This is a genomic window from Faecalispora jeddahensis (assembly GCF_000577335.1).
Classification (GTDB): Bacteria; Bacillota; Clostridia; order Oscillospirales; family Acutalibacteraceae; genus Faecalispora; species Faecalispora jeddahensis.
The window spans coordinates 1-11,955 of sequence record NZ_CBYL010000066.1; the positions used below are offsets into that span (position 1 = coordinate 1).

General features: G+C 52.3%; 11 protein-coding genes and 1 pseudogene. 7 read left to right on the top strand and 5 right to left on the bottom strand.

Annotated features, from left to right (window positions below):
- The first annotated feature begins 203 nt into the window (after nucleotides 1-203).
- The 3 genes from TY09_RS16375 (at nucleotide 204) to TY09_RS16385 (ending at nucleotide 1,222) form a co-directional block, all read left to right on the top strand.
- Nucleotides 204-383 (top strand): ribbon-helix-helix domain-containing protein, encoded by a 180-nt coding sequence (locus TY09_RS16375; protein WP_009064739.1) that lies wholly within the window; start codon nucleotides 204-206, stop codon nucleotides 381-383.
- A 217-nt stretch (nucleotides 384-600) separates the two neighbouring features.
- Entirely contained in the window at nucleotides 601-780 is a 180-nt protein-coding gene (locus TY09_RS16380) for a ribbon-helix-helix domain-containing protein (RefSeq protein ID WP_147584725.1), read from the top strand.
- Nucleotides 781-922: 142 nt separating this feature from the next.
- Nucleotides 923-1,222, top strand: coding sequence for a DUF6809 family protein (locus TY09_RS16385; RefSeq protein WP_042436578.1), 300 nt, complete (start codon nucleotides 923-925; stop codon nucleotides 1,220-1,222).
- A 119-nt stretch (nucleotides 1,223-1,341) separates the two neighbouring features.
- Here the strand turns inward: TY09_RS16385 and TY09_RS16390 are convergent, their stop codons facing one another.
- The 5 genes from TY09_RS16390 to TY09_RS16410 all read right to left on the bottom strand — a co-directional run bounded on the left by TY09_RS16390 (nucleotide 1,342) and on the right by TY09_RS16410 (nucleotide 8,176).
- Nucleotides 1,342-2,946 (bottom strand): response regulator, encoded by a 1,605-nt coding sequence (locus TY09_RS16390; RefSeq protein WP_042436580.1) that lies wholly within the window; start codon nucleotides 2,944-2,946, stop codon nucleotides 1,342-1,344.
- Nucleotides 2,939-4,747, bottom strand: coding sequence for a sensor histidine kinase (locus TY09_RS16395; RefSeq protein WP_187119627.1), 1,809 nt, complete (start codon nucleotides 4,745-4,747; stop codon nucleotides 2,939-2,941). The genes TY09_RS16390 and TY09_RS16395 overlap by 8 nt, the downstream gene beginning before the upstream one ends.
- Nucleotides 4,748-4,802: 55 nt before the next feature.
- Complete coding sequence (locus tag TY09_RS16400) at nucleotides 4,803-5,645, bottom strand: carbohydrate ABC transporter permease (protein ID WP_042436586.1); 843 nt, start codon at nucleotides 5,643-5,645, stop codon at nucleotides 4,803-4,805.
- A 35-nt stretch (nucleotides 5,646-5,680) separates the two neighbouring features.
- Nucleotides 5,681-6,607 carry a carbohydrate ABC transporter permease gene (locus TY09_RS16405; protein WP_035317066.1) on the bottom strand — a complete coding sequence of 309 codons (927 nt, stop codon included), beginning with the start codon at nucleotides 6,605-6,607 and terminating at the stop codon, nucleotides 5,681-5,683.
- Between the two features lie 159 nt (nucleotides 6,608-6,766).
- A complete protein-coding gene (locus tag TY09_RS16410; protein ID WP_052335742.1) occupies nucleotides 6,767-8,176 on the bottom strand; it encodes an ABC transporter substrate-binding protein in 1,410 nt (469 codons plus the stop codon).
- Between the two features lie 1,433 nt (nucleotides 8,177-9,609).
- Here TY09_RS16410 and TY09_RS18890 point away from each other — a divergent pair.
- The 4 genes and pseudogenes from TY09_RS18890 to TY09_RS16425 all read left to right on the top strand — a co-directional run.
- Nucleotides 9,610-9,762, top strand: a pseudogene (locus TY09_RS18890) (heat-inducible transcriptional repressor HrcA); the annotation flags it as partial.
- 202 nt (nucleotides 9,763-9,964) lie between these two features.
- Complete coding sequence (locus tag TY09_RS16415) at nucleotides 9,965-10,636, top strand: HrcA family transcriptional regulator (protein ID WP_242841521.1); 672 nt, start codon at nucleotides 9,965-9,967, stop codon at nucleotides 10,634-10,636.
- Nucleotides 10,637-10,707: 71 nt separating this feature from the next.
- Entirely contained in the window at nucleotides 10,708-11,286 is a 579-nt protein-coding gene (gene grpE, locus TY09_RS16420; protein ID WP_009064784.1) for a nucleotide exchange factor GrpE, read from the top strand.
- A gap of 100 nt (nucleotides 11,287-11,386) precedes the next feature.
- Nucleotides 11,387-11,955, top strand: a 569-nt coding sequence (locus tag TY09_RS16425) for an Hsp70 family protein (protein WP_042436589.1), incomplete at its 3' end; no start/stop codon positions are given.

The following is an 11,955-nucleotide window of genomic DNA, read 5'->3' on the forward strand; positions in this document are numbered from 1 at the left end:
TCGTCAAGAAAGGAAGGGCCTGCCCCGGTCCGAGGGACAAGCCTTCATCGCAGAGTTTCCTGTGCGGAAAACCGCAGAAAAAACCTATTTCACCGCAAAGCCATAAAATAATAAAAAATTTAAATGTAAACTCACCTGAGTCTATTGACTTATAGTGCGCACACAAGTTATAATTATTGTGCGCACTATAAAGAGGTGAGAAAATGGCGCAAAAAAAACTTGGCCGTCCGCCATCGGACGATTCCAAGAAAGACAGAATCTTTGTAAGGGTGGATAAAGAAACAAAAGAGAAGCTGGCAGAATGTACACAAAAGCTCGATCTCACCCTTTCAGAAGTTGTCCGTAAAGGAATCGATCTGGTGCATGACAGCCTGAAAAAATGAAAGGAAGCGGCGCTTCCCTCACAAAAGCGAACGCCACTTCCCCCAAACCAACAGATGCTCGAAAGCACATGCGGCGTAAATAGTATAACATGCGCTGTCAGCCCTTTCAAGGCATCGTTGGGAACAACAAAGAAAGGATAAAGACAGCAAAACTATCTTGACTTTTCGGGATATATAAATTTAGAATATTAATGACCCCGAAAAGTGAGGTGATTCTTTGGGGAAGAAAAAAATGGGGCGTCCAACCGATAACCCTAAGAATGTATCTGTTAAGTTTTTAGCCGACGATGAAACGTTTGAAAAACTAAAGGAAAGCAGTGAAAAGCTGCAAATTTCCAGAGCAGAAGTGATTCGCAGGGGCATTCATAAGGTACATGACGACCTCGATAGAAAATGAAAGGAAGCGGCGCTTCCCTACGAAAGCGAACGCCACTTCCCCCAAACCAACAGATGCCCGAAAGCAAATGCGGTGTAAATAGTATAACATGCGCTGTCGGTCCTTTCAAGGCATTGTTGGAAACGAAGAAAGGATGAATTGTATGACAAGCATTTTAGAAGAATTCGCTTACGGCAACCTATCGCCGGAGGTATGCACTTTCCGGCACGATTCCGAATACGGGGAGGTCCTGCGGGTACTGTCCCTAAATGAGGAGCGCCTTCTTGCAAGGCTGAACGAAGAGGACAAAAACGTATTTGAAAACTACGTGGGTGCCCAAGGGGAGCTGAACAGGCTCACGGCGGTCGGCAACCTGATTTACGGCTACCGGCTGGGCCTTACCATGACGGCCGAAGCCTTTGTCGGCATGGACGATTTGATTTTCGGCAAAACAAACAACTAGAATAAAACCGACACCAAAATTCCTCGAGCACAAATAACATAAACAGGCCGCCGGTACAGCCGGCGGCCTTTCCCTTTTTACACACATTTTTCAAACACATCGCAACAGAAAACGCAGGGTTAATTCCCCCGAACCTCTGTGGGTGTTTTGCCGTAATATTTTTTAAAGCAAACCGAAAAATAGCGCTGGTTGTTGAAGCCCGTCTGCTCCGCGATCTCCTGAATTTTCAGCTTGGCGGCGGGGTCCTGCAAAAGCTTCAGGGCTTTTTCCATGCGGATACGCGTCAGATACTCCACAAAGGATTCCCCGGACTGCTGCCGGAAAATCTGGCGCAGGTAATTGGAGCTGATATACAGCACCGAGGCAACGTCGTCAATGTTGAAGCTGCTGTCGGCAATATGGTCGCTGATGATATGCTTGGCTCGGTTAACGAGAGAATGCCCCTTTTCCTGATTGAGCTTCTGGTAGCGCGAAACAACGTTGCAGATGAACAGCTTGAACCAGCTCAGGCAGCTTTCCAGATCCTCCGTGGCGAACAGGCCGTCAAAATGGACGGGCAAATCCGCTTTTTCCGCATAGGTGACCTGAAGCTCCCGCAAAATCAGCACCGTCAGCTTTAGAAAATACGTTTTGATATACTCGAATTTCACATTGTCAAAGCTGGCCGCCTGCTCCGCCATGCGGTCAATCAGCTCAAGACAATGGCTGTAAGACTGATATTTCACGCTTTGCAGCAGGTTCCTTTCCAGCTCGCTGTCCATCCGGAACTCCTGATCCAGATTGGGAGAAATATCCTCATAATTGCGGATGGAATCCGCGGGCTGCCCCACGTCGGACAAAAGCGTGTTGACAGCCTCCCGGTAGGAGGAACGAATTCCCTCGGTGCTGTTGTACTGGCGCCCGAGCGCGCCGCTCACCAGCAGGCCGGTATATTTTTTCGCGCTGGCCAAAAATTTGTTCAGGGAGGCGTTGGCCGCGCGGAACAGCCGATTGGTGTCGGGGTCGTCGGAAACGAGGATCAAAACCTCGTCCGAGCTGCCAAGCATTCTGTGATACACGCGTATTTCGGGCGGAAAGACAGTGTCGATCACAGCCGGAAAGAAGTTGGCGAACTGCTCCGCCTCGCTCTGGTACTCCTGCGCGTGGGCTCTCACCTTCAAAACCGCCACGGTATAGCTTTTGCCCGTCAGGTCCAGATCGACCAGCCGGGCCTTTTCCAGAATCCGCTCTCCGCTCAGCTCCTCGTGCAGGATGGAATGAAAAAACCGCTCCCGCAAAATGGGAAGATTCTTCTGGTACTTGTTCATCATCTCGTTGATGTTATTCAAAAATGTGTCGTGCTGAATGATTTCATCCAGCAGCTTCTGCGTGATCTGTTTGATCTGCGCCGGCAGAATCGGCTTGATCAGGTACTCCCCCACGCCCAGACGCACGGCATTCTGCGCGTAGGAAAAATTTTCGTGCGCGCTGATGATGACCACCTTCGGCGAATACCCGTTCTGGTGCAGCGTCTGAATCAGCTCCAGCCCATCGCAGCGGGGCATGGCAATATCGGTAAAAACGATCTCGGGATGCTTCTGCTCGAACAGCTCATAAGCCTCCAGGCCGTCCCTGGCTGTCCAGACAGACTCGATGCACGGGAACTGCCGCAGCAGGTATTTGCGGATTCCCTCCCGGGTGATCTCGTCGTCGTCGGCAATCAGCAGACTGTATTTGTTATCCATCAAAATTCTCCTCGTTGTTCGGCGGCTCCAAAAGCTCCCACTGCGGAATCCGCAGAATCGCCCGCGTCCACTTTCCGGCCTCGCTCTCATACACAAGCCCGTACTCGTCGCCAAAATAGAGCTTGATGCGCTCGTTCACGTTATAAATGCCATACCCGTCCTTCGGAACAAAGCTGCACACAGAAAGCTGCTCGTTGATCTTTTTCAGCTGCTCCGGCTCAATTCCCGCGCCGTTGTCGCGCACCTCCAGCACGATGTTGGTCTGCTCATCCTCCCAGACGCGGATGGAAATATCCTTCTGCGGCCGGTCGCTGCTCTGCACCCCGTGGAAGATGGCGTTTTCCACCAGCGGCTGCAGTACCAGCTTGAGGATCAGGCGGTCCATCAGGCTTTCGTCCAGCTCAAAATGGTAGCTGATGGAATTCCCGTAGCGAATCCTCTGAATCGCCAGGTAGCTCTTGACCTGCTCGATCTCGTCGTTGATGCAGATCACGGATTTGGTGCCGCGGATGCGGTATTCATAGAACCGGGCCAGCTCCGCCGAAAGCGTGCTGATTTCTTCGGATTTGCCCTCCTCCGCCAGCCAGATGATGGAATTGAGCGTGTTATGCAGAAAATGCGGGTCAATCTGCGCCTGCAGCGCGTTCAGCTCTGCCTTGCGCTTCAGCGTCTGCTCGCGCTTGACGTTCTCTTTCTCCACCTTCAATTGCTCGATGCTCAAATTCAGCTCGCGGACAAAATTCCCCAGCTTCTCCACCATGTCGTTAAAGCAGCGAGCCAGCCGGCCTACCTCGTTGTTGTAGCCGTACTCGTACCGCATGGTAAAATCGCCCTTTGTCACCGCCAGCATCGACTGCTGGAGCTGTTCGAGCGGGCGGATGATCCGGATGGAGAAAAACAGCGAGAAGGCTCCCGCGATCACTGCCGAAAGAACGATCAGGAACGCAACCAGATACCGGCTGCTGTTCAGCGCCGCCTTATTCTGGGATTTATCGGAAAACACGACCACCACCCAGTTGCTGGAATCCAGGCAGTCGGCCGAAACGATGTAATCGCGGTTATTCTCGTCCCAATGAGAAAGCTTTGGGCGTATCGTGATTTTGTCACGGTACGCCTGTGTATCGATGGCCCCGTTCGAGGCGATCAGCCTTTTATTCGTATCCACAACAACAACATCCTCGCCGCCGATGATGCTTTTGGAGAGGTATTTGTCCATTTCGTTGCTGTCGATGTTGATGATCAGGTAAACCTCACCGAAATAGCCCGAAAGATTCACACGCACCACAAGCGGGATGACGTATTTGTCGCCCTTGAAAATCTCGTCCTTCATCTTGGCGCTTTTGTAAAGAACGGGACCCCCGTTCTCCTGGTACTCGCGGTACAAATCGGATTTTAGAAAATCAAACCCGGTCTTGGGGTAAGACGCAAGATCGTAAAAGGTTCCCTTTGGGGTGTATACATACACCGAGCTGATAAAGGGATCGCTCATCTTGATCTCTGAAATAAAGCCGTTGATGCGGGTCATGGTGAGCGCATACTGATATTCATTGTTCCCCAGCAGGAATTCCCGCAGGGTAGTGGTATACGACGGGCCGCTGACCAGCGTATACACCCTGCTGATGATCGAGCGCAGGCGCTCATCCATATATTTACTGATCTGGAACGACAGGGACATCGCATGGTCGGAAAGGCTCTGTTCCAAGTCCCGCGAAATGTTGCGGTAATAAGAAACCGAGAAGATTCCCGATACAGCCACTGAAAGAGCGACGCTTAAAAGAATGATTCGATTCCTTAAAGACATGCTCCTGAAATGATTGATCATAAGAATCTCCCCGGCATTTCATTGATCGCAGAACTCAGCCCTTTACGGCTCCGGCCGTCAGCCCCGCAATGAATTGTTTATTCGTGAAGAAATAGAGGGTCAGCACAGGAATAATCGCGAGCGACGCGCCCGCCAGCATGATGTGCCATTCCGCGGCGGCAAACACGCTGTATTTAAGCTGAACAACCGCCACCGTGAGGGTGGTAAGGCGCTTGTTCGACATGGTCAGCACCAGAGTGGTGATGTAATCGTTCCACGTGTTGCGGAAGGTAAAGAGCGCCACCACACCCAGAATCGGCCGCACCAGCGGCACAATGATCTGCCACCAGGTTCTGAAAATGCTGCAGCCGTCAATGCGTGCGGCCTCGTCGAGCTCTTTCGGCACACCCTTGACAAAGCCCATCACCAAAAAAACATTGGCGATCTGCCCGCCGGTCAGCACCAGCACCAGCGACAGCATCGATTTGCTCATGCCGACCTTGTCAAGCAGCTGCATGATCGGGAACAGCGCGACCGAACCGATGGAGACGAACATCATGGCGCCGTAAGAAACCATCATCAGGCGCTTGCCTACAAAATCGAACCGGGCCAATATGTAACCGGAAAGCGAGGTCGTAATCACGGCCAGCGCCATGGTGGCCAGGCTGACGATCAGGCTGTTTTTGCCATACTGCAGAAAATTGGATTTGACAAAAGCGGTATAGTAGTTTTCCCACTGGGGTACTGCGGGCAGAACGGAGCTGCCCAGGTTCAGCTCGGCGTTCGTTTTCAACGAGCCGAGCAGTGCATATAGTACAGGATACACCGTAAAGATAATTAGTACAAGTATAATGGCCCAGGAAATAAGCCTTCCCAGTAAAATTCCGATTTTTTGCATCTGTTTCCACCTGCTTTCCGGGATTGCCCCTGCCCTTAATACAGATCATCCAGCTTTCTGGCGAGCACCAGATAAATGACCGTCACAATGCCGACGATCCCCGCGGCGACTACGCTGACCGCAGCGCCGTAGCCAAACTGGGTAACGATCATGGAGCCGGGAGCGATGGGGAAGAAGAACTGGTACGCGTACAGGAACATGATCATGGTCGCGTTGACGGGGCCGCCCTCCGTCAGAACCATCACGGTGCTCATATCCTGGAACGCAATCACGATCGAGAGCATCAGGATCATTTTCAGGATGGGGCCGAGCATCGGCAGAGTGATGTACCAGATGCGCTGCCACCAGTTCACGCCGTCCAGATTGGCGCTTTCGTAGGTTTCTTCCGAAATCCCCTGCAGACCGGCCAGAAAGTAGATCATATAGTTGCCAAGCCCGCCCCAGATGCCGATGATGATCACCGTCAGCATGGCGTAATCCTGCCCCAGCCAGTTGATGGGAAGCTCTGACAGGCCGAGCTTCATGATGTATTTATTGACCTCGCCATTATAAACGTTGAACATCAGGTAAAAGACCAGCGCCATCACGGCGGAGCTCATAATGGTGGGCAAGAATAAGGTCGCGCGTAAAAAGCCCGCGCCCTTCAGTGTTTTCTGATTCAGCATCAGTGCCGAGAAAAAAGCGAGCGGAATCACCAGCCCGATTTTACCCGCCGCATAGATGAAGGTGTTTGTGACGGACCTCCAGAAAACGGGATCGTTGGTAAACAGCCGTTTAAAGTTTTCAAACCCGATAAAAACCGGCGCTCCGGTACCAAGGCCCCCGTAAGAATAAAACATGAACCGGAAGGTCCAGATAATGGGGTATACGGACAGCAACAGGAAGAGAAACAGATTCGGCGCCAGCATCCCGTAAATTTGCAGGCTCTCTTTTAAGTCCCTTTTTGCCCTGATCTTTTTCATCGATTCCGGCCCTCCTTTCAAAGTATCACGCAGAGATTTTAGATTTTTTATGCGGAGCGCCACCAGACGCTCCGCATAAATCCGGGGAAAACGCAGGCCGTTGCAAATCACACCATACAAAGCGGCCTGCGCCGTAACAGAAGGAGCTTATAGGATTGATCAGCCGTTGGGATTGGCGGGATCCCAGTTTGCAATTTTCAGTTCTTTGCCCTTGCCTTCCTGAATTCCCTTTTTCAGGGCGGCGTTGTAGCGGTCGGTCAAAGCAGTGAGGCCGGCCTTGATATCGCCTGTGCCAAGAATCATCCCGGCAAGATCGGTATACTGATCGTTGCCCTCTACAATAACAGCCTGGCTGTTCAGCTCCTGCGGGGTGGCAGGCCAGAACTTATCGGTTGCGCCAAGCAGTCCGTTTTCTTTGCCCTTCAGAATTTCGGGGGCTTGTACCTGGCTCTTCAGGTCGTCTACCATGACGCTGCCGAGGCCGGCTTCATGGTACGCCTTGACGAAATCATCAGAATAGAACAGGTCGTTGCAGGCTTTCCACGCTTTTTCGGGCGCCTTGCAGGTCTTGGTGATCATGTAGCCCTTATAAGGCTGAATCGACTGGGAGTACACTTTTCCGTCGATAGTGGGCAGCTGCGCCACATTCCACTTTTCATTGGTTGGGAACTGGCTTGCATACACGCCGGGGTCTGCATGCGACCAGGAGATATACATGCCGATCTTGCCTGCCGCAAACTGGGTGCGCAGCGGATCGATGTCCAAAGATTCACAGCCGGGGAACGCGATGCCGGTTGTGAAGATGGTGCGGAATTCCTTCACCGCTTCTTCATACATCGAGAAGTCGTAGGCTCCCTTGCCAAAATCATAGCCCTGCTTGCTCCCGCCGGAACGCTGCACGATAAAATCGATGGAGCGCTGCAGTGCGGACGAGGGGCTCTTCAGGTTCATCGCGAAACCGTAAACGCCCTCTCCCTTGAGCTTGTCGGTGATGATCTTTGCGGTCTGGGTCAGCTCCGCCATGGTTTTCGGGGGCTCTTTGATTCCGCATTTTTCAAAAATGCCCTCGTTGTAGAACAGGCGGCCGGTGCTGCCGAATACAGGTATGTAATACAGCTTGCCGTCAATGGCGTCGATTCCATTGGAAACAAGGCTCTTATACCGTGCGCGCTGTTCGTCGGTAAGATACTGGTCGATCTCGACATACTGCCCCTGATTGACATACTTGGTGAAAATGTCCGTCATGCCGGAAACGCCCACCAGGTCGGGGCCGCTGTTGGTGGAGTAGGCCATATCCAGAGCCTGCTCAAAGTTGTCGGTGTACATTTGGTAATCGATGAAAATGCCGTCTTTGTTGGTTTCGTTGTACTTGTCGATCCACGGCTGAATAAAGCTGGCATCTGCGCGGTCTCTCGTCCAGAGAACGAGTGTGGTCTTTTCGGCGTTGTCTCCTCCTGTGCTCTGCGCCGATCCGCCGGAGCTTGGCGTACTGCTCTGGGTACTTCCGCAGCCCGCAAGGGTGCTCATGGCCAAGGCACCGGCCAACAGTACCGATAATACCTTTTTCACTATGAATCCCTCCCAAAAAATTAGAATCTAAAAATAGCCTCGTTTTTATTATAGTTTGTTTTATACAATTTACAATTTAAAATACAAAGATATTATGTTCAATTTATGATGGTGCTGCTGCAAAATGGGCAAAAAAATAACACCGGGTTTGAAACACCCGGTGTGGAGCACATCAAAAACACGATGTGACAATTTTTCTCATATCTGTATTTTATCTTGCAAAAAATCCCAAATAATGGTAGGATACCCATGTAAGGCATGATTAAAGTGCAAAGCAGGGACGGAGTGCAGCGAACACCCCGCCCCCTGCCCACGGAGATAGGTCCTCCATAAGCAACGGCAAAGCCGCACTATGCAGACACAGTATAACTCATTTTTCCCCTTTTGTATAGGGGGCTGTAGCAAGAATGAGAATCCCACCAACGCGGGAGTTGTGTATTGCACTTGTGATATAGGCGCTGTGTTTATGGAAGCGCCCCTTATTCAGGGGGTTCCGTAACACGCGCTTTTTTGTTGCCTTACAGGCAAGCCCCGGCACGGGCCGGAGAATTTTTTCATGAACATTCTCCCCCGAATCTCATGCTGAGGCGATGTTCTCTGTTCATCGCCAATTCCGGCCCTGCCGCCCTTGTCTGTAAGAGAACCATTTCTGCGCGCACCGTTTGTGTGCAGATACCCGGCCGCCCGGCCATAAGCGCTGTTCCTTTTGAGGAACAGCGCTTATTTTTGCAGGTTAAACCTGCACGTACGTCGCGGCAGGCTAAGCCTGCATGTACGTCGCGGGACAGCGAAAAGAAGAACTTTCGCTTCGCGCTCCATTCGTCGCGTGTACGCTGGCTGTTCTCACGCGAAAACGGCCAGCCAATTGTAAATATTTTTTCTTTACGAGTTTCCCGTGTGAATTCTTCTGGCGCAGAGCTTGCTCCTCATGTTGGGGCCGTTCTTTCTTTTCTTTCTAAAAAAGGAAAGTCTTTCAGTTTAGCTTCACCGCAGGGATAATATTTCTTTTTTATCTTGGTGTGAAAAAGCGATTTTTCTGTGAGTTGCCTCACGAGGAAATACTGCTGGCACAGGCCTGCCCGCTCCGGCCTGAGGGGCATGCCCTGCGCAAGCAGTATTTTCCGCGCGGGGAGAAATCTGCAAAAAATTTTATTTTAAAAAAATTTCGCCAAATTTCGCCTGCGCGATGAGAAAAGATATTTTCCCGCAGGCTAGCCCGCGACTTATGTGCAGGTTTCACCTGCCAGGCTCAGCCTGTAACGAAAATTTGCCAATTTGGCGGAAATCCGGGAATGTTGCGGCTTTTCCGGTACACATTAATAATTAATTTACATTTGAAATCTTGACAATACCGGCCCGGAATGATAAATTATTAAATAGGAGTTAGCACTCAAAAGCATAGAGTGCTAAAATCTGAAAATGAGGTGAGAGGAATGGAGCTGAGCGATAGAAAACTGAAGGTGCTGGCGGCAATTGTAGATGCTTATGTAAAAACCGGCGAGCCGGTCGGGTCGAAAGCGCTGGCCGCCGATTTGGGCGTTTCCTCCGCCACGGTAAGAAATGAAATGGCCGATCTCGCAGAGATCGGGCTTTTAGAGCAGCCGCATACCTCCGCCGGGCGGATTCCTTCCCAGAAGGGCTACCGCGTATATATCGACTGTGTGATGAGTCTCAAACCCGTCACACAGGAAGAGCAGCGGTATTTGGAGGGAATGCTGTTTTCGAGCGCATACGACCAGCAGAAGCTGCTGGAGGGCGTATCGCATATGCTGGCGGGATTGACCCGCTTTGCGGCGGGTTTCCACCGCTCCGTCGGGCAAAAAAGCGGACATTCGCGCGCTGCAGTTTGTGCAGACGAGCCGCAGAACCGCCATGCTGATTCTGCTGACCTCGGCGGGAACGATGAAGCACCAGATTTTCCGATGCGAATTCGATTTGTCCCCCGAGATTCTGCGGGTATTTTTCCGCGTGCTCAACGAGCGCCTGGCCGGTGTGCCCGTGGCCGCCGTCACCCCGGCGTATATTCAGACCCTGGCTGCTTCTCTCGGCGATCTGACGGTGATGATGTCCTCGGCGCTGATGGCGCTGCTGGAGGCCGCGCAGGAATCCGTTGAACCGGAGGTTCGCCTCAACGGGCAGATGAACCTGCTGTTCCACCCCGAGTTTGAACGCGGCAACGCCCGCAGAGTGATGGATTTTCTGGAACGTCCGCAGGATTTGGCGGAGCTTCTTCTGCAGCCGCAGAAAGAGGTTCGCGTGATGATCGGGGATGAAACCCGGCATCCCGAGCTGCGGGAATCGAGCATTATTGTGGCGCAGTATGCAATTGACGGCCAGCGCGCCGGTGCAATCGGCATCATCGGCCCCACCCGCATGGATTACGCGGGGCTGATAGGCAAGCTGGATTACCTGTCTCACACAGTGGGGCGACTTCTGACGGAGCTTCGTCAGGAGGAATAATCAATCAATTCAAAATTGAACTAATAGAATGACGGGCTGCCGCGGGACGGCAGCGGAAAGGGGCAATCTCCTTGAGCAAACAGGATGCCGCGAAAAAGGCGGAGCAGCAGGCCGAACAGGCCGCAGAGACAGAGAAAGAAAAGGATTGTAACGCGGCGGAGCAGCCGCAGGCGGAAACGCCGGGAGACGCACAGCTGAAAAAGCTGCAGGAGCAGCTTGAGCAGTCCGCAGCCGATCTCGCAAAGCAGAAGGATCTGCTTTTGCGCACCGCGGCGGAATACGATAACTACCGCAAGCGCACCGAGCGCGAGAAAACAATGGTTTATACAGACGCCGCGGCGGATACCATTGAAAAGGTTCTGCCGGTCTGCGACAATCTGGAGCGCGCGCTGGCTCAGCAGGGCGGCACCGTGGAGGATTTTCGCAAGGGCGTTGAAATGGTTCTCACCCAGCTGAATGGCACGCTCGAGAAAATGGGCGTTACGGCGATCGGTCAGCAGGGAGAACCGTTTGATCCCGAGGTACACAATGCCGTCTCTCATATTGAGGATGAAAATCTGGGCGAGAATGTCGTTGCCGAGGTGCTGCAAAAGGGTTACCGCATCGGCGATCGTATCATCCGCCACGCGATGGTTCAAGTGGCCAACTGACGGTCTGATCAGAAGAATCCGCCGCGAATTGACGGCGGCTGCCGAATCGGTTCGGCTTGATTTTATAAAATAATAACCTAACTTTTTGGAGGTAATAAGTATGGCAAAAACAATTGGTATCGACTTAGGAACAACCAACTCCTGCGTAGCTGTTATCGAAGGCGGCGAGCCTGTCGTTATTCCAAACGCGGAAGGCGCGCGCACCACTCCGTCTGTTGTGGCGTTTTCCAAAACCGGCGAGCGCATGGTGGGCCAGGTGGCAAAGCGCCAGGCCATCACCAACCCCGAGCGTACCATTTCTTCCATTAAAAGAGAAATGGGCTCCTCTTACAAGGTGAATATCGACGGCAAGAGCTACACCCCGCAGGAAATCTCTGCGATGATCCTGCAAAAGCTGAAGGCGGACGCAGAAGCGTACCTGGGCGAACCGGTTACCTCCGCGGTCATCACTGTTCCCGCTTACTTTACCGACGCACAGCGTCAGGCGACAAAGGACGCCGGTAAGATTGCCGGTCTGGATGTCAAGAGAATCATCAACGAACCGACGGCCGCGGCTCTTTCCTATGGAATTGACAAGGGCAACGACCAGAAGGTTATGGTATATGATCTGGGCGGCGGTACGTTCGATGTGTCCATCATCGAGATGGGCGACGGCGTACAGGAGGTTCT